This window comes from Pseudomonas sp. GW822-FHT06D10 (assembly GCF_058799535.1).
In genome coordinates, this window is record NZ_JBXALN010000009.1 from 281,129 (window position 1) to 297,202 (window position 16,074).

The following is a 16,074-nucleotide window of genomic DNA, read 5'->3' on the forward strand; positions in this document are numbered from 1 at the left end:
CGGTTAACGGCGGCGTGAGGTGTGGGCGCTGATCTGGAGTTGGTGGCCCTGGTCGTGCAGCAGGTCGCGCAGACGCAGCACGTCGTCACGCCGGGGAATTCCAGCCATCCAGACACTGCCGTCGTCGTCGAACATCACATCCAGCGCGCGGTCTTCGTGGTGCAGCGGGCGCTGGTAGGTGGACAGACGCTGGCGGCCCAGCTCGGTCAAGAAGATCAGGCGCTGGTTGTCGCTGCCCCGTAGGACCAGCGTTTGCGCCTGTTGTTGCTCGAAGGGGTCGCAGATCAATGCATCCAGCAGGCCTTCGGCTTGTTGCAATAGCGGTTGCAGGGTTTCCAGGGAGTGGCCGCTGTAGACCAGGATGTCGACCTCGGTGCGCTCGCGCAGGCCTCGAAGCAGGGCCAGCAGCGCCTCGGGCTGGTCGAAGGGCTCGCCGCCGGACAGGGTGATGCCTTCGGCCCGGGCCAGCCAGGGTTGCAGGTCGTCCAGCACCTGGGCCAACGGCAAGGGGTGCTTGCCCGGCCCCCAGGTGTCCGCGGAAATGCAGCCTGCACAGCGGATGCTGCACCCCTGGAACCACAGGCCCAGGCGCTGCCCCGGCCCCAGGGTGGTGACCGGGAAGTGCACCCGCGACAGGCTGATGTTCACGAGGCTCGGGCAAGCAGTTGCAGGCCGCCGGCCTGCAGTTGGCGGATTTCGAAGGATTGGCCGGGCTGCGCATCCTGGTCGAACAGGGCCCGGGCCAGGGGGTTGAGCAGGTGCGCCTCCAACTGGTTGCGAATGCCCCGGCCACCGTTGGACAGGTCCTGCAGGCACAGCTGGCGCAGGTTGTGCAGCGAGTCGTCATCGAGCTGCACATGCAGGGCCTGGGCCGCCAGGTCGGCGAGGATATTGCCGACCATCTGCTGGAAGATCTGCTCGGCGATGTCCGGGCGGATGAAGTCGAAGACGATGACGTTCTCGCCGATCCGGTTGAGGATTTCCGGGCGGTTGAGCACCAGTTTGAAATAGCGCTCGATCTCGCCCTGGACCTTGCCTTGCACCGCTTCGAAGGCTTCGCCGGGCTGGACGTTGGCGACTCGCTCGCCGTTGTCGCCCTGGCGGTAGATGCCCAGGTTGGAGGTGAAGACGATCAGCGCCTCGGAGAAGTACACCCGGTCGCCCCGGCCTGAGGTAAGCACACCGTCATCAAGGATCTGCAGGAACTTGTCGAGGATCCGCGGGTGAGCCTTTTCGATCTCGTCGAACAGCACCACGCTAAAGGGTTTTTCGCGGATCGCATTGGTCAGTTCGCCGCCCACGTCGTAGCCGACATAGCCGGGTGGCGCGCCTACCAGACGCTGGTCCGCGTGTTCGGCGCTGAATTCTGACATATCGAAGCGGATGTACGCGCTTTCATCGCCAAACAGCAGGCTGGTGATGGTCTTGGCCAGTTCGGTCTTGCCGACCCCGGTGGGCCCGGCAAGAAAGGCCACGCCCCGGGGCCGGTTGCCCTTGCGGCTGGCGCCGACCCCGGTCATGGCGCGCTTGACGATATCCAGCATGTGGGTCACGGCGTGGCCCTGGCCCTTGACCCGCTGGCGGATGAAACCGTCGGCCTGGCGGATGCGCTGGCGGTCGATCTTCAGCCAGGGGTCTTCGGTGACCCCGACTTTATAGCGGCGTACGGCATCGCCGATGCGTTCCATGGCCAGGCCTTCGACCCGGGCCAGTTGGACGATCGCGTTGAGGTCGAGCAGCAGCAGGCCCTCGGTGTTTTCGACGAAGGCCCGCACCGCGCTGTCGCGGCTTTCTTCGCTGGCCTCCTGGGCGCCGGGCAGGCCGCGCAACAGTGCCGGAGCCAGGGCCTGGCGGGCCTGCTGGTCGGGTTTGGACACGGGAATCGGCCGCAGGCGTGGGTTGTCGATCAGCATCCAGTCGGGCAGGTCGCCTTCCTTTTCCACCACCCAGAGAATGCTGTTGAAGAACGGCGTGCGCAGCTCCCCGGCCGGGCGGCTGCGGGCCTGGTGGGACAGTACCAGGGCCTGGGTGAACAGCTGGTGTTCTGCGGCGCTCAGGGCGTCGTTGCGGATCACCAGGCGTGAAGCGAAATCGACAATCAGGGCCAGGGGCGCGCCCTGGCGCTCCACCAGGCGCGGCAAGGTCGCCGACAACAGGTCGAGGCCGGCCGGCGCCGCTCCTTCCACCGGGGTCAGGCCCAGCTCGCGCAGCAGGTTGTCGGCCTGGGCCGGCTCGCTGCCGGGGGGCAGCAAAACCCTGAGGCCGCCAAGGGGGTCCCAGCTCAGCACATGGGCATAGCCCGCCGCCAGCAGTTCGTCGCGCAGATTGAGGTTGAAAGGCTGGGGGGTGATGACCCCGGGGGCGACCTCACTGGCCTGAAGGTCGCGGACGTTGCCGGACAGGACGAATTGGCTTTTCAGGGGTAGAAAGCGCAGCAGATCGCGCAGCCAGCGTGGCTTTTCGAAAGTGGCAGTCCTTGGCATGGAAGCGGAGCTCGTCGTAGGAAGCAGGACGCGACATTAGCATAGGGACGTTTTTACTTACGATGCTGCACAGGTTTTCTTACCTGTCAGCGTTGAGTGGGAATCCGGCTTGCGAGGGAAGATGCCCGTGAGATCGCCTTCGCCGGCAAGCCGGCTCCTACGGATATGAACGCGATGTTGCTGCAGGCGCTGGCTACGGGGTGTCGGTGGCGGCGTCGGGCTCCAGCAGGCGGGCGCCCGGGCCGGCGTCTCCCAGGGCATCTCCATAGTTGCGCAGCGGGCACCCTTCCATGGACAGGCAGCCACAGCCAATGCACTGGTTCAGCCGCTCGCGCAGCAGGCTCAGTTGGCGGATGCGTTCGTCCAGTTCGCGGCTCCACTGTTCCGACAGGCGCTGCCAGTCCGCGGCAGTGGGCGCGCGGTCGGCGGGCAGGGTCGCCAGGGCCTGGCCGATCTCTGCCAGGGGAATACCCAGGCGCTGGGCCACCTTGATCAGCGACACCCGGCGCAGCACCGAACGTGGGTAGCGGCGCTGGTTGCCCGCGTTGCGATGGCTGTGGATCAGGCCCTTGGTTTCGTAGAAATGCAGCGCGGTGACGGCTACGCCACTGCGGGCCGACAGTTGGCCGACGCTCAGCTCTTTATGACGGGAGTCGGGTTCGATCATCAGTGGACCTCGGGAGGAAAAATACGCTTGACCTTGACTTAACTAGAGGTTTTACCCTGCGGCGCATTCAACAGCAATATTCTGTTTGCCCCCAGTGGAGAGTGATCCATGAGCGCTTTTGAAAAGACCCGCAGCTTTACCCAATTGATCGAGTTCGAGATCGAGCCCCATCAGCAACAGGCCCTGGTATCGGCCCTGGCCGAGCAGACCGAGCGCCTGGCCCAGGGCTATGGCGGTTTCCTGAGTGCCAGCGTGCAGGCCAGCGACGATGGCCGGCGGGTGCTCAATTACCTGCAATGGCAATCCCGGGAAGCCGGCGAAGCGGCGTTCCGGCGCTTCGAGAACGGCGAGCAGGATTTCTGGCAGTTGATCCTCGCCCACCAGGCCAAGACCGTGACCTTCGGTTCATTCCAGGTGCGCAGCAGCATTGCCCGTAGCCACGACAATGCCTTGCACTGCGACCTGCCGGGCTAGATCGACAGTTGCAGGGTGCGCTCGTTGGGCGCATCGATGGGGCGCCGCTTGTTCACCGCCAGTTCGCCGATCTTGATCAGCCGGGTCCGGGTGACGTTGCGGCTCAGGCCCAGCAGGTTGGCGGTGTGCACCTGATTGTAGTGGCTGAAGCGGTAGGCCGCGCGCAGCAAGGCATCCTCGACCTTTTCGTGCAGGGCCCCGGCCTGTTCGGCGAAGAGTTTTTCAAAGGCCCGTTCCAGCAGGGCCTCGGCAGAGTCGTCGTGGCTCGGGTGGCTGTCGTCGGCGCGTTCGATGCGCATGTTGGACAGGCGCAGGTCGTCGCGCTGGATCACCCCGTTGCGGCAGATCAGCAGGGTGTGGTGGATGACGTTTTCCAACTCGCGGATGTTGCCCGGCCAACTGTAGCTCTTGAGCTTGTGCTCGGCCTCGGGGCTGATGCTGATGCTGCCGTAGCCCAGGCGCTGGCTGTAGGCCTCGATGAAGTGCCGGGTCAGCGGCAGGATGTCGCCGGGGCGCTCGCGCAGCGGGCTCAGTTCCAGGCTGACCACGTCCAGGCGGTAATACAGGTCTTCGCGAAAATGCCCGGCGTTGATGGCCTTTTCCAGTTGCACGTTGGTGGCGGCCAGTACGCGCACATCGATGGGAATGCTCTTGCGCGAACCCAGGCGCACCACTTCGCGCTCCTGCAGCACCCGCAGCAGCTTGACCTGGATGGCCATGGGCAGGTCGCCGATCTCGTCGAGGAACAGGGTGCCGCCGTCGGCCTCTTCGAACCACCCGGCCTTGGCGCTGAGGGCGCCGGTAAAGGCGCCTTTCTCATGGCCGAACAGTTCCGCCTCCACCAGGGATTCGGAGAAGGCACCGCAGTTCACCGCCACGAACGGTCGGTTGCGCCGGGCACTGAGGTTGTGGATATGGCGCGCCACCAGCTCCTTGCCGGTCCCGGTTTCGCCAATGATCAGCACGCTGGCTTCGCTCGGTGCCACCTGTTGCAGGTGCGCCAGCAGGGCCTGGGATTTCGGGTCCTCGAACACCTGGGCGGTGGCGCGGATCGAGGTCGCCAGGGCGGGCGAAGGGGGTAGGGTCAGAAGCTGCATCGGCACTCTCCGTCGAACAGAAGGCTAGGAGTAGAAAGTCGGGGTTGGCAGGGACTGGTTCAGCGCCCAGTCGCCCAGCTCATGAAGCTTGTAGTCCAGCGGGTCGTGCAGGGTCTGGGTGCGCAGGTTGCGCCAGTGCCGGTCCAGGCCCAGGGAGGCGTGGGTCGAGCGCGCGCCGGTGACTTCGAACAGGCGGCTGCACAGCTCCAGGCCCTGGCGGCTGGCGGCGACCTTGGCGGTGGCGATGGCCGTGGCCAGGTGCCCGCGCTCTTCGGCGCTGAGGGCCGGGCCCTTGGCCCAGGCCTGGTCCAGCAGCGCGGCGGCTCGCTCCACCAGCAGGCGGATGCCTTCCAGGGCGACCCAGAATTCGCCGTAGTGGCTGAGTATGTAGGGGTCCTGGCGCACGTCCTGGGCGCTGGACTTATGCCAGACCCGGGTTTCGCCGAGGGTGTACTGCCGGGCTTCTTCGAAGGCGCCTTCGGCGATACCGAGGAACATGTGGGTGAAGGTCAGTTGGGCGATCAGCGGGCGCAGGCAGGCGAATGGTGTGCTCAGCGGGCCGGGGTCCAGCAGCAGTTCCGACTCCTCCACCCGTACCCGTTCGAAGGTGGCGCTGCCGCTATCGGTCTGGCGCTGGCCGATGTTGTTCCAGTCGTGGTGCAGGGTGATGCCGCTGCGGCCGCTGGGGATCGCGGCGATCAGCAACTTGCCGCCATTGCTTTCGTCCACCGCCGAGGCAATGAGCATTTCCGAGTCGCTGGCACCGGAGCAGAAGCTCTTCTTGCCGGAGAACTCGCGCCAGCCCCCCAGGTTCCGGACCACGGTGCGGGTGTCCAGTGGGTTCAGGGCGTTGCCCCAGAACCAGTTCTTGCGTGCGGTCTGTTCGAACCAGGGTTGCCACTGTTCGGGTTTGGCAAACAGGCGCACGGTGGCCAGCATCAGGTGGTGGAAGCCGAAGACATGGGCGATGGAGCTGTCGACCCGGGCGAATTCGCGGACGATGTTCAGCGTCTCGCTCCAGGGCGCGCCGAGCCCGCCGAACTGGCTGGGAATGCTCAGGGCCAGCAGGCCGCTTTGGCGCAGCGCGTCGCGCTCGGCCTTGGGGGTGCCGCCGCGCTCGTCGCGCTCGACGGCGGTCAGGGCAAACTCGGCGGCCAGTTGGCGGGCGGTCTGCAGGGGGGACAACAGGGCGCTTTGCGGTTTGGCAGTCACGCGGTGTTCCTCGTTCGTGGCCGTTGTGGCGGCTGGGAAAAGGTGCTGCGAGCTGCAGGAGCTGGCTTGCCAGCGAAGCGGGCCGGAAGATCGCCTTCGCCGGCAAGCCGGCTCCTGCAACAGCATTGGGGATTTCAGCGGCTGTTGGGCAACACGTCGTTGGCGATCATTTCGCCGAACGGCCCGGTGAGGTTGGTGACACCGCGGCCGGCCAGGCTGGCATAGGGCTCCGGCAGCAGCGGGAACACCAGCTCGGCGAAGCGATAGGCTTCTTCCAAGTGCGGGTAGCCGGAGAAAATGAAGCTCTCGATTCCCAGGTCCGCGTACTCCTTGATGCGCTCGGCCACTTGCTGCGGGTTGCCCACCAGGGCGGTACCGGCGCCACCGCGCACCAGGCCGACCCCGGCCCAGAGGTTGGGGGCGATCTGCAACTGGTCGCGGCGCCCGCCGTGCAGCGCTGCCATGCGCCGCTGGCCTTCGGAGTCGAAGCGGGAAAAGGACTGCTGGGCGGCGGCGATGGTGTCGTCGCTGATGTGCTCGATCAGCTTGTCCGCGGCTTTCCAGGCTTCGTCCTCGGTCTCACGCACGATCACATGCAGGCGGATGCCGAACTTCACCGTGCGGCCCTTGCGCGCTGCACGTTCGCGTACGTCGGCCAGTTTCTGCGCCACCGCCGCCGGTGGCTCGCCCCAGGTCAGGTAGACATCCACCTGGTCCGCCGCCAGTTCATGAGCGGCCTCGGAGGAACCGCCGAAGTACAGCGGCGGGTAGGGTTTCTGCACGGGCGGGTAGAGCGCCTTGGCGTTCTGCACATGCAGGTGCTTGCCTTCGAAGTCCACGGCTTCGCCTTGCAGCACCCGACGCCAGATCTGCAGGAATTCGTCAGTGACTTCATAGCGTTCGCTGTGGCTGAGGAAGCTGCCGTCGCCGCGGTTTTCGTCCGGGTCGCCGCCGGTGACCACGTTGATCAGCAGGCGGCCGTTGGACAGCCGGTCCAGGGTCGCGGCCATGCGCGCGGAAACCGTGGGGGAGATGATCCCCGGGCGGATCGCCACCAGGTAGCGCAGGCGTTCGGTCAGGGGCACCAGGGCCGAGGCGATCACCCAGGAGTCTTCGCAGGAGCGCCCGGTGGGAATCAGCACACCGTGGTAGCCCAGGCTGTCCGCGGCCTGCGCCACTTGCTTGAGGTAGTTGAGGGTGACCGGGCGCGCGCCCTGGGCAGTGCCGAGGAAATGGCCGTCGCCGTGGGTCGGAAGAAACCAGAACACATCCATGACAGCTCCTCAGGCGATTTTCAGCAGGTGGGTCGGGTGGGCGCGAAACAGCGGCGCGGCCCGTTCGGCGGCGAGCTGGATGCGCGCTTTGAGCAGCTCGCTGGTGATCTGGTAATTGCTGAAGTCGGCCTCGGTGGCGTACACGCCGATCGGCAGGGTCAGGGCCTGGAAGAAACTGAACAGTGGGCGTAGCTGGTGATCCAGAACCAGGGCATGGCGTTCGCTGCCACCCGTCGCGGCCAGCAGCACCGGGGTGTCGATCAGGGCATTGAGATCGATCAGGTCGAACAGGTGCTTGAGCAGGCCGGGATAGGAACCGCGATACACCGGGGCGGCGACGATCAGCAGGTCGGCGTTCTCGATGGCCTGGAGTTCGGCTTCAACCTCGGCCGGCAGTTCCTGGCGCGACAGGGCGGCACCCACCGGGCGGGCGATATCCCCCAGTTCGATCAGGTGGGCGTTAAAGGACAGGTGCCCGGACAGTTCAGCCAGCAGGGCCTGGGTCAGCACCAGGGTGCGCGATGGGCGCCAGGTTCCACCGGAAAGGGCTACGACGTTCAAGGGGCGGGACATGATCAGTTCCTTTTTAAACAGTGGCTCAACGAGCAGTGGCAGGTCCCAGGCTCTGGAGCAAGAGCTGTACCAAAGACTTGCAGCCCTTGGACGGCGCGGTTTTGCGCTGATCTGCAGTTGCCGGGTGCTGTTGCCCAACCACTGTTTTGTTGATCGGCTGTTGCCTGGCCAACAGTTGCTCTGGCAACAGTTGGCGGGCGAGATGGGACTGTTATAAAGGCTTGTTGTTATTCCTCAAAAGAGCTTGTTTCCATATTTATAGAGTTTTATGGAATATGAAGGTGCGCAGCGCCCTGGCCTTGGAACGATCGATAGCCACTATCGAGCAGGGTGATTTTTGCCGCTGATGGCGCGCGAGTAGCCTGTGTCCATTGTTCGCAACCCGCCCCAGGTGCTCGCCATGAAGGCTTTCTCTGCTGTCTTGCTGTTGTTGGTCTCCAGTGTGCTGGCCGGTTGTGCCAGCCCCGGTGCACCGGAGTTGCGGCCCTATACCGCGCAGGAAACCCGGGAGCTGGCTATGGAGGCGTTGAACCGGCGCGGTTTGTCCTTCGATGAATACCAGCAGAAAAAGGCCGAGTTGCTGGGCCGCCCGGCGAGCTTCGACAGCCAGGGTGAAATGAGTGCGCAGCGCAATATCAGTCGCCATCAACCTGCCAGTTGAGAAGAACTGTACTGGTCCAAGTTTTCAGCAACTGTCCGTGGGTTTCAGCCTGAGGCTGGGTTAGGGTCGAGGCCTGATCGACCTGCCCCGGATCTTGCCCCCATGAGCCTTTCCCCTGACCTGCTGTTGGCCTTCGCCCTGTTTGCCCTGGTCACTTCCATCACGCCCGGCCCCAACAACACCATGTTGCTGGCCTCGGGGGTGAACTTCGGCTTCAACCGTTCCATTCCCCACATCCTCGGCATCAGCTGCGGCTTCTTTGTCCTGGTGCTGGCGGTCGGCCTGGGCCTTGGGGCGGTGTTCGAGGCCTACCCGCTGCTGTACAGCGTGCTGCGCTACGTTGGCGCCGCGTACCTTCTGTACCTGGCGTGGAAGATTGCCCGTTCCGGGCCGCTGTCCGATGAACAGCAGCACCATGGCCGGCCGCTGGGCTATTGGGGCGCCGCGGCGTTCCAGTGGGTCAATCCCAAGGCCTGGGTCATGGCAGTGGGGGCCATCAGTACCTACACCCCGTTGCAGGGCTACTTCACCAATGTGCTGGTGATTGCCGCGGTGTTCGCGCTGATCAATGCGCCCACGGTGAGCCTCTGGGCTGCGTGCGGCAGCCTGCTGCGCAATGTGTTGCGCAACTCGCGCTGGTTGCGCCTGTTCAATCTGTTGATGGCCGCCTTGCTGGTGCTTTCCCTGGCACCGCTGTTGTTCGAAAAGATGAGTTGAACGGCGCTTCATGGCGCTGCCTCGAGCCTGTAAGCTGCGATGCAGGAGCGTTCCTACGCACTTTTAAACGAAGATGTTCTTCTTTAACTGCATCCGATCGGGTATTGCTCAAGGCCAGCCGTTGCCGCGCCGCCTATGCACGGCGCATGGCTGCCTCGCCTTTTTGCCAGCATATGCCGACCCTGGAACAAGCTCTGCGGGTTTTCAGTCATGAACAAGCGTCCTCTTTATTTCGACTACGCCGCCACCACGCCGGTGGATGAGCGAGTCATTCAGGTCATGCTGGAGTGCCTGGGTTTCAACGCCCATTTCGGCAATCCGGCGTCCAGTTCACACGCCTTTGGCCGGGAAGCGCGGGGTTACGTCGAGCGCGCCCGGCAACAAGTGGCACAACTGGTCGGCGCGCAGCCCGAGGAGATTGTCTGGACCTCCGGCGCTACTGAATCCAACAACCTGGCCCTCAAGGGGGTGATGCAGGCCCGGGGCGTGAGCGGCGGCCATGTCATCACCAGCCAGATCGAACACAAGGCGGTGCTCGACACCGCCCGGCAACTGCAGGAGGCCGGGGTCGCAGTGACCTACCTGGTGCCGGATGCCGATGGCCTGATCACCGCGCAAGCGGTCAGCGAAGCCCTGCGCGACGACACCTTCCTGGTGTCGCTGATGCTGGTGAACAACGAACTGGGCACCCTCAACGACATTCCGGCCATTGGCCAGGTGGTGCGTGAGCGTGGCGCCCTGTTGCATGTGGATGCCGCCCAGGGTGCGGGCAAGGTGGCCATCGATCTGGCCCGGTGGCCGGTGGACCTGATGTCGTTCTCGGCCCATAAGCTATATGGCCCCAAGGGCATCGGCGCGCTGTATGTCGGGCCGCGGGCGCAGCAACACGTGCAGGCGCAGATTCATGGCGGCGGCCATGAGGGCGGCTTGCGCTCCGGAACCCTGGCCACCCACCAGATCGCGGCCATGGGCGCCGCCTTCGCCCTGGCCGGCGAACTGTTCGAGGAAGAAACCGCCGCCATCGTGCGCCTGCGCCTGCGCCTGCTGGAGCAACTGGCGGGTATCGCCGGCCTGCGCTTGAATGGCAGTGTCACCCAGCGCATTCCCCACACCCTGAGCCTGACCTTCACCGAGGGAGGTTTTGATGGGGCGGCGTTGGGCGCGGCCCTGGCCTTTTCCGCGACTTCGGCCTGCAACTCGGCAAGCAATGCGCCTTCCCATGTATTGCTGGCGCTGGGGCATGATGCCGGGCAGGCCGCACGGACCATCCGCTTGAGCCTCGGGCGTTTCACCTGCGAACAGGATGTGGATCGCGCCGCTCAGCTGATCCAGGCGGCGACCGCCTCAGCCCCTGCGTTCTGGGCCACAACACAACCTTGAGGGTCGAGTGACTTCGATCTTCCATAACAATGATTAAGCCGGTTAAGGAGACACAATGAGTACCCAGCCTTCGACCAATGGAGTGGTCCCCCAGCGCTTGGCGCATGTCCGTCAGATGATGAGCCGCGAAGGCATTCACGCCTTGCTGGTGCCCTCGGCCGACCCGCACCTGTCGGAATACCTGCCGGGCTACTGGCAAGGGCGCCAGTGGCTATCGGGGTTTCATGGATCGGTCGGGACCTTGATCGTGACCGCTGACTTTGCCGGCGTATGGGCCGACAGCCGTTACTGGGAGCAGGCCACCAAGGAACTCAAGGGCAGCGGCATCGAACTGGTGAAGTTGCAACCGGGCCAGCCCGGCCCCCTGGACTGGCTGGCCGAGCAGACCCCGCAAGGTGCGGTGGTGGCGGTGGACGGCGCGGTCATGGCCTTGGCTTCGGCCCGTACCCTGGGCAGCAAGCTGCAGGAACGCGGGGCCAGCCTGCGTACCGATATCGACCTGCTACAGGAAGCCTGGGACGACCGCCCGTCTTTGCCCGATCAACCGGTCTATCAGCATTTGCCGCCCCAGGCCACCCAGAGCCGGGTCGAGAAGCTTGCGGCGTTGCGCGCAACCCTCAAGGAACGCGGCGCCGACTGGCATTTCATCGCTACCCTCGATGACATTGCCTGGCTGTTCAACCTGCGCGGCGCCGATGTGTCCTTCAACCCGGTGTTTGTCTCCTTTGCCCTGATCAGCCAGCAGCAGGCGACCTTGTTCGTGGCCTTGAGCAAGGTCGATGAGGCATTGCGCGCGCAACTGGAGGTGGATGGCGTCAGCCTGCGCGACTATTCAGAGGTGTCCGCGGCCTTGCAGGCAGTGCCGGAAGGCGTAGCGTTGCAGATCGACCCGGCGCGCGTCACCGCGGGCTTGCTGGAGCACCTGAACCCCGGGGTGAAGCTGCTGGAGGGGCTCAACCCCACCACCCTGGCCAAGTCGCGCAAGAGCCTGGCGGACGCCGAGCACATTCGCCAGGCCATGGAGCAGGATGGCGCGGCGCTCTGCGAATTCTTCGCCTGGCTGGACAGCGCCCTGGGGCGTGAACGCATTACCGAACTGACCATCGATGAGCGCCTGACGGCCGCCCGTGAGCGGCGCCCAGGTTATGTCTCGCTAAGCTTCAATACCATTGCTGCGTTCAACGCCAACGGCGCCATGCCCCATTACCACGCCACGCCCGAAGAGCATGCGGTGATCGAGGGTGATGGCCTGTTGCTGATCGATTCCGGCGGCCAGTACCTGGGGGGCACAACCGATATCACGCGCATGGTGCCGGTGGGGACGCCGAGTGCCGAGCAGAAGCGCGATTGCACCCGGGTGCTCAAGGGCGTTATCGCGCTGTCCCGGGCGCAGTTTCCGCGGGGCATTCTGTCGCCGTTGCTGGATGCCATCGCCCGGGCGCCGATCTGGGCCGAAGGTGTGGACTACGGGCACGGCACCGGGCATGGCGTCGGTTATTTTCTAAACGTTCACGAAGGCCCGCAGGTGATTGCCTATCAGGCCGCAGCGACGCCGCAGACTGCGATGCAACCGGGGATGATCACTTCGATCGAACCCGGGACCTACCGCCCTGGCCGCTGGGGCGTACGAATCGAGAACCTGGCGCTCAACCGTGAGGCGGGCAAGACCGAGTTCGGTGAGTTTCTGAACTTCGAAACCCTCACCCTGTGCCCGATCGATACCCGTTGCCTGGAGCCATCGCTGCTCACCGAGGATGAGCGCGAATGGTTCAACGGCTATCACGCTGAAGTCCGCCGGCGCCTCAGCCCGCTGCTGGAGGGCCCGGCCCTGGAGTGGTTGCAGGTTCGTACTGCGGCTATCTGAGGAAAGATGTCGCCCGCGCAAGGCGGGTGACGTCACGCGATGGGTTCCTGGCAATGGCGCGGCCGCTGCCAGGGACAGGGCAGGTTACGGCGCGTTCAAGGCTTCGCGGACGAAATCCAGGCGGTCCTGGCCAAAGAACAGTTCGTCTCCCACGAACATGCTGGGCGCGCCGAACACACCTTTTTGCAACGCCTGTTCGGTCTTGTCCTTGAGGGCGGCCTTGACCTCTTCGTCATTGCTCAGGTCGAGGATCTGCTGCGGGTCGAAGCCACCTTGTTCCAGGACCTGGGTGATGGTGGCCGGGTCGTTGAGATTGCGTTTGTCCACCCAGAGCGCACGGAACAGGCAGTCGAGGAATTCACCGAAACGTTCCGGCAGGCGCAGTTGAACCCCGGTGGTGGCACGCATCAGCAGCAGGGTATTGATGGGAAAGTGCGGATTGAAGTTGAGCTCCACCCCATAGCGCCGGGCAAAGCGCGCCAGGTCGTGCAGCATGTACCGGCCCTTGGCGGGAACACTGATGGGGGAAGCGTTGCCGGTGGTCTTGAAGACCCCGCCCAGCAGCATGGGCTGATACACCAGCTGGCTATTGGTTTCGGCGCAGATTTTTGGCAGTTGGGTATAGGCCAGGTATGAGGTCGGGCTGCCCAGGTCGAAGAAGAACTCCACCTTTTTGCTCATGTTTCAGACTCCTTGATTGTTGTTATTGGAGAAGGCCTTACCAGCGTTCGTTCCACGGGCGCAGGTCCAGCTCGAAGGTCCAGGCGTCCCGGGGCTGGCTGTGCAGGTACCAGTAGTTTTCGGCGATATGCTCGGGGTTGAGGATGCCGTCCTGGTCCTTGAGGGCGTATTTTTCGGGAAAGCTGGTACGGATGAAATCGGTGTCGATGGCACCGTCGACGATGACATGGCCGACATGGATGTTCAGGGGGCCCAGTTCCCGCGCCATGCTCTGGGCCAGGGCGCGAATGCCGTGCTTGGCCCCGGCGAAGGCGGCAAAGCCGGCGGCACCGCGTACGCCTGCGGTGGCGCCGGTGAACAGAATAGTGCCGCGTTGGCGTTTGGCCATGCGCTTGGCCACTTCCCGCGCATTGAGAAAGCCCGAAAAGCAGGCCATTTCCCAGATCTTGAAATACTTGCGTGCGGTTTCTTCAAGAATGCTGCAGGGCACATTGGCGCCAATATTGAAGACAAAGGCCTCGATAGGGCCGATCTGGGTTTCGATCTGCTCGATCAGCGCGATCACGTCCTCCTCTTTGCGTGCATCACAGCCAAAACCATGGGCCTGGCCGCCGGACTGCTGGATGGCGTCCACCAGGGGTTGCAGTTTGTCCGCGCTGCGGCGGGTCATGCAGGCAATAAAGCCTTCGGCGGCGAAACGCTTGGCAATGGCACCGCCGGTCGCGTCGCCGGCACCCACTACCAGTACGACTTTGTTCTTGTTCAAGGTTGCAGTCATGGGAGGTTCGCTCTTTGGTAAACGATCGTTAACTAAACGAACGTTATGCTATGATTTTTCCGTCGTCAAGAAAACTTGGGAGCCCGTCAGGGAATGCGTTATTCAGCCAGTCACAAGCAGGAAACCCGCGAGCGTCTGCTGCAAAGCAGCGCGGCGCAGGCCAAGAACGAAGGTTTTTCCACTGTGGGGGTGGATGCCTTGATGAAAGCCATTGGCCTGAGTGGCGGGGCTTTCTATAGCCACTTCACCTCCAAGGACGAATTGTTCAGCTCGATTGTCGAGCGCGAGTTGAGCCAGAGCCTGGCGCGCCTGGGCGGGGAGGGGCAGCAGAATCAGGAGAAGTTGCGTCGCTGTCTGAAGCAGTACTTGAGCGTGGCGCATCTGCAACAGCCGGGTGCTGGCTGCGCACTGCCGGCATTGGGTGCGGAGATTGCCCGGGGGAGCCTAGAGGTGCGGCAGGAGGCGCAGGACTGGATCTGCCGCTTGCACCAGGCTTGGGCGCAGACTCTGGGCAGCGAGAGCCTGGCCTGGTCGATCCTGTCCCAGTGCGTTGGCGCGTTGGTGGTAGCGCGAATGCTGGTGAACCCCGCCGTTCAGCGTCAGGTGCTGGCGTCCAGCCATGAGCAGATCATCGGACAGCTGGAGCGGCTGCCCGCAAGTTGACCGGCAAGGCTATTTGCAGATGACGATCATGCTGCGGCTGGTGTAGCCGGCAGGGTTCAGGCCGAAGGGGTAGTCGCCTGGGTCTTCCACGGCATCACCGGACTTGGCGATGACCTTGTAGCCTTTGGGGCCGCAGGACTCAGTCGCCTTGGTGTAGCACTTTTCCCAGGAAGAAGATAAACCCGAGCAGTTGATGTGGAGTCCTTTCTTGCCCCGTTTGACTTCGGTTTTCGCGGTCGCCGCGCAGCCTGCAATTGCAAGTACGGCCAACAGTATCAAAAATCGTTTCATCCCCGTCCTTATCGCTAGCCCCGGATCTGGCGTCCGAGTGTGACTGCATTACCTGTCGTCTTTTGCGTGTGCGATATCCCTGTCCGGCAACTCCCTGGGCGACGTTGAGTAGCCGGCTAAACATGGCCTAAATGAGCACCAATTACCAGAGTTGAATCTCAATCAACTGCAACTATTGGTTTGGCCTCGCGGCGCATGGTCATGGTGGCGCCTACGGAAGCCAGGATGATGCAAGCGATTGCCGTCCACTGAGACAGGGACAGGTACTCGTGGAGGAACAACAGGCCGGAAAGCGCGCCGAACGCGGGCTCGATACTCATCAGGGTGCCGAAGGTCCGGGCTGGCATGCGAGTCAGGGCAACCATCTCCAGGCTATAGGGGAGGGCTGTGGACAAGATGGCGACTCCCAGGGCAACCGGGATCAGGGAGGGAGTCAGTAGTGCGGCGCCGGCATGGACTATGCCTATGGGGGCGACAAAGAGAGCGGCAATCATGACGCCCAGAGCGGCGGTCTGAATGCCATTCTCGGCTCCGGCCTTCTGTCCGAAGAGTATGTACAGCGCCCAGCAGACCCCGGCCCCCAGTGCATAGCCTGCACCGACCAGGTCGATGGCTGTTTCTGTGGCTCCGGTGGGAATAAGCAGTAGCAGCCCGATGATAGCCAGAGCGATCCACAGGAAGTCTATGGCCTTGCGTGACGCATAGATGGCTACTGCGAGGGGGCCTGTGAACTCGAGGGCGACGGCGATGCCCAGAGGGACACTCCTGAGGGACATATAGAAGAGGAAGTTCATGCCGCCCAGGGCCATGCCGTAGATGATCACGGTGCGCAGGGTGTTGGTGGTGAACTTGGCGCGCCAGGGTCTTAATAGAAGCAGCATGATGATGCTGGCGAAAATCAGCCGCAGGGTTGTGGTTCCTTGTGCGCCAACGATTGGGAACATGCTCTTGGCCAGTGAGGCTCCTGACTGAATCGAGGCCATGGCAATAAGCAGCAGCCCCACCGGAAACAGGGTCGAGGCAAGGCTGCGCGGTTGATCATTCATGCAAGGGGTCATCCAGAGTGTTGGGGGAGGGGCACCTGGAACATGATGCTCAACTAATCACGGATGAGCAATATAGTGCGCATGGTCTTTTTTACGCCTCTATATAGAAGCTGCGAATGGGCTGTTTTGCGGCTGATCATAGAAAATGCAAATTAAGTGTTGACGGCAGATTCTACAGGTCTATAATTCGCCCCACTTCCGGCGCAGTCGAAA

Annotated in this window: 18 protein-coding genes; 7 read left to right on the forward strand and 11 right to left on the reverse strand. The window is 63.6% G+C overall.

Annotated features, from left to right (window positions below):
- Positions 1-3: 3 nt before the first annotated feature.
- From AC1RL5_RS27245 to soxR, 3 genes are all read right to left on the reverse strand, one after another.
- Entirely contained in the window at positions 4-648 is a 645-nt protein-coding gene (locus AC1RL5_RS27245; protein ID WP_123397295.1) for a 4Fe-4S single cluster domain-containing protein, read from the reverse strand.
- A complete protein-coding gene (locus AC1RL5_RS27250; protein ID WP_072450581.1) occupies positions 645-2,483 on the reverse strand; it encodes an AAA family ATPase in 1,839 nt (612 codons plus the stop codon). Before AC1RL5_RS27250 ends, AC1RL5_RS27245 begins: the two co-directional genes overlap by 4 nt.
- 193 nt (positions 2,484-2,676) lie before the next feature.
- The gene (gene soxR / locus AC1RL5_RS27255) at positions 2,677-3,150 is read right to left on the reverse strand and encodes a redox-sensitive transcriptional activator SoxR (RefSeq protein ID WP_011062436.1); all 474 of its coding nucleotides are present in this window, start codon (positions 3,148-3,150) and stop codon (positions 2,677-2,679) included.
- A gap of 108 nt (positions 3,151-3,258) precedes the next feature.
- On the opposite strand from soxR, the gene AC1RL5_RS27260 reads away from it, so the two are divergent.
- Positions 3,259-3,624, forward strand: coding sequence for an antibiotic biosynthesis monooxygenase (locus tag AC1RL5_RS27260; RefSeq protein WP_011062435.1), 366 nt, complete (start codon positions 3,259-3,261; stop codon positions 3,622-3,624).
- Here AC1RL5_RS27260 and AC1RL5_RS27265 read toward each other — a convergent pair.
- From AC1RL5_RS27265 to msuE, 4 genes are all read right to left on the reverse strand, one after another.
- A complete protein-coding gene (locus AC1RL5_RS27265; RefSeq protein ID WP_011062434.1) occupies positions 3,621-4,721 on the reverse strand; it encodes a sigma-54 interaction domain-containing protein in 1,101 nt (366 codons plus the stop codon). The two genes, AC1RL5_RS27260 and AC1RL5_RS27265, sit on opposite strands and share 4 nt — an antisense overlap.
- A gap of 24 nt (positions 4,722-4,745) precedes the next feature.
- Positions 4,746-5,933 carry an acyl-CoA dehydrogenase family protein gene (locus AC1RL5_RS27270; RefSeq protein WP_011062433.1) on the reverse strand — a complete coding sequence of 396 codons (1,188 nt, stop codon included), beginning with the start codon at positions 5,931-5,933 and terminating at the stop codon, positions 4,746-4,748.
- A gap of 134 nt (positions 5,934-6,067) precedes the next feature.
- Positions 6,068-7,207 (reverse strand): FMNH2-dependent alkanesulfonate monooxygenase, encoded by a 1,140-nt coding sequence (gene ssuD / locus AC1RL5_RS27275; RefSeq protein ID WP_011062432.1) that lies wholly within the window; start codon positions 7,205-7,207, stop codon positions 6,068-6,070.
- Between the two features lie 9 nt (positions 7,208-7,216).
- On the reverse strand, positions 7,217-7,780 hold the full coding sequence (msuE, locus tag AC1RL5_RS27280) for an FMN reductase (protein WP_011062431.1): 564 nt from the start codon (positions 7,778-7,780) through the stop codon (positions 7,217-7,219).
- Here msuE and AC1RL5_RS27285 point away from each other — a divergent pair.
- The 5 genes from AC1RL5_RS27285 to AC1RL5_RS27305 all read left to right on the forward strand — a co-directional run bounded on the left by AC1RL5_RS27285 (position 7,779) and on the right by AC1RL5_RS27305 (position 12,402).
- Positions 7,779-7,997: a hypothetical protein gene (locus AC1RL5_RS27285; RefSeq protein WP_492589384.1), complete on the forward strand. Its 219-nt coding sequence runs from the start codon at positions 7,779-7,781 to the stop codon at positions 7,995-7,997. The two genes, msuE and AC1RL5_RS27285, sit on opposite strands and share 2 nt — an antisense overlap.
- A 183-nt stretch (positions 7,998-8,180) precedes the next feature.
- Entirely contained in the window at positions 8,181-8,441 is a 261-nt protein-coding gene (locus AC1RL5_RS27290) for a hypothetical protein (protein WP_019092950.1), read from the forward strand.
- Between the two features lie 102 nt (positions 8,442-8,543).
- Entirely contained in the window at positions 8,544-9,158 is a 615-nt protein-coding gene (locus AC1RL5_RS27295) for a LysE family translocator (protein ID WP_072450579.1), read from the forward strand.
- 210 nt (positions 9,159-9,368) lie between these two features.
- Complete coding sequence (locus tag AC1RL5_RS27300; protein ID WP_492589383.1) at positions 9,369-10,538, forward strand: cysteine desulfurase family protein; 1,170 nt, start codon at positions 9,369-9,371, stop codon at positions 10,536-10,538.
- A 55-nt stretch (positions 10,539-10,593) separates the two neighbouring features.
- The gene (locus AC1RL5_RS27305) at positions 10,594-12,402 is read left to right on the forward strand and encodes a M24 family metallopeptidase (RefSeq protein WP_492589382.1); all 1,809 of its coding nucleotides are present in this window, start codon (positions 10,594-10,596) and stop codon (positions 12,400-12,402) included.
- A gap of 84 nt (positions 12,403-12,486) precedes the next feature.
- Here AC1RL5_RS27305 and AC1RL5_RS27310 read toward each other — a convergent pair whose 3' ends face one another.
- A complete protein-coding gene (locus tag AC1RL5_RS27310; protein WP_072450577.1) occupies positions 12,487-13,083 on the reverse strand; it encodes a 2-hydroxychromene-2-carboxylate isomerase in 597 nt (198 codons plus the stop codon).
- A gap of 37 nt (positions 13,084-13,120) precedes the next feature.
- Positions 13,121-13,861, reverse strand: a complete 741-nt coding sequence (locus tag AC1RL5_RS27315; RefSeq protein WP_019092954.1) for an SDR family oxidoreductase — start codon at positions 13,859-13,861, stop codon at positions 13,121-13,123.
- A 93-nt stretch (positions 13,862-13,954) separates the two neighbouring features.
- Here AC1RL5_RS27315 and AC1RL5_RS27320 point away from each other — a divergent pair, with 93 nt between their 5' ends.
- Positions 13,955-14,524, forward strand: a complete 570-nt coding sequence (locus AC1RL5_RS27320; protein WP_492589381.1) for a TetR/AcrR family transcriptional regulator — start codon at positions 13,955-13,957, stop codon at positions 14,522-14,524.
- Between the two features lie 9 nt (positions 14,525-14,533).
- Here AC1RL5_RS27320 and AC1RL5_RS27325 read toward each other — a convergent pair whose 3' ends face one another.
- A complete protein-coding gene (locus AC1RL5_RS27325) occupies positions 14,534-14,815 on the reverse strand; it encodes a hypothetical protein (RefSeq protein WP_011062423.1) in 282 nt (93 codons plus the stop codon).
- 158 nt (positions 14,816-14,973) lie between these two features.
- On the reverse strand, positions 14,974-15,861 hold the full coding sequence (gene rhtA / locus AC1RL5_RS27330; RefSeq protein ID WP_072450574.1) for a threonine/homoserine exporter RhtA: 888 nt from the start codon (positions 15,859-15,861) through the stop codon (positions 14,974-14,976).
- Positions 15,862-16,074 lie beyond the last annotated feature (213 nt).

Excerpts from the sequence above, each read along its gene's own strand:
- rhtA (WP_072450574.1), bottom strand. The coding sequence starts at position 15,861 with ATGAATGATCAACCGCGCAGCCTTGCCTCGACCCTGTTTCCGGTGGGG.
- AC1RL5_RS27315 (WP_019092954.1), bottom strand. The coding sequence starts at position 13,861 with ATGACTGCAACCTTGAACAAGAACAAAGTCGTACTGGTAGTGGGTGCC.
- AC1RL5_RS27250 (WP_072450581.1), bottom strand. The coding sequence starts at position 2,483 with ATGCCAAGGACTGCCACTTTCGAAAAGCCACGCTGGCTGCGCGATCTG.
- ssuD (WP_011062432.1), bottom strand. The coding sequence starts at position 7,207 with ATGGATGTGTTCTGGTTTCTTCCGACCCACGGCGACGGCCATTTCCTC.
- AC1RL5_RS27265 (WP_011062434.1), bottom strand. The coding sequence starts at position 4,721 with ATGCAGCTTCTGACCCTACCCCCTTCGCCCGCCCTGGCGACCTCGATC.
- AC1RL5_RS27285 (WP_492589384.1), top strand. The coding sequence starts at position 7,779 with ATGATCAGTTCCTTTTTAAACAGTGGCTCAACGAGCAGTGGCAGGTCC.
- AC1RL5_RS27290 (WP_019092950.1), top strand. The coding sequence starts at position 8,181 with ATGAAGGCTTTCTCTGCTGTCTTGCTGTTGTTGGTCTCCAGTGTGCTG.
- AC1RL5_RS27320 (WP_492589381.1), top strand. The coding sequence starts at position 13,955 with ATGCGTTATTCAGCCAGTCACAAGCAGGAAACCCGCGAGCGTCTGCTG.
- AC1RL5_RS27260 (WP_011062435.1), top strand. The coding sequence starts at position 3,259 with ATGAGCGCTTTTGAAAAGACCCGCAGCTTTACCCAATTGATCGAGTTC.
- AC1RL5_RS27305 (WP_492589382.1), top strand. The coding sequence starts at position 10,594 with ATGAGTACCCAGCCTTCGACCAATGGAGTGGTCCCCCAGCGCTTGGCG.
- msuE (WP_011062431.1), bottom strand. The coding sequence starts at position 7,780 with ATGTCCCGCCCCTTGAACGTCGTAGCCCTTTCCGGTGGAACCTGGCGC.
- AC1RL5_RS27310 (WP_072450577.1), bottom strand. The coding sequence starts at position 13,083 with ATGAGCAAAAAGGTGGAGTTCTTCTTCGACCTGGGCAGCCCGACCTCA.
- AC1RL5_RS27295 (WP_072450579.1), top strand. The coding sequence starts at position 8,544 with ATGAGCCTTTCCCCTGACCTGCTGTTGGCCTTCGCCCTGTTTGCCCTG.
- AC1RL5_RS27300 (WP_492589383.1), top strand. The coding sequence starts at position 9,369 with ATGAACAAGCGTCCTCTTTATTTCGACTACGCCGCCACCACGCCGGTG.
- soxR (WP_011062436.1), bottom strand. The coding sequence starts at position 3,150 with ATGATCGAACCCGACTCCCGTCATAAAGAGCTGAGCGTCGGCCAACTG.
- AC1RL5_RS27325 (WP_011062423.1), bottom strand. The coding sequence starts at position 14,815 with ATGAAACGATTTTTGATACTGTTGGCCGTACTTGCAATTGCAGGCTGC.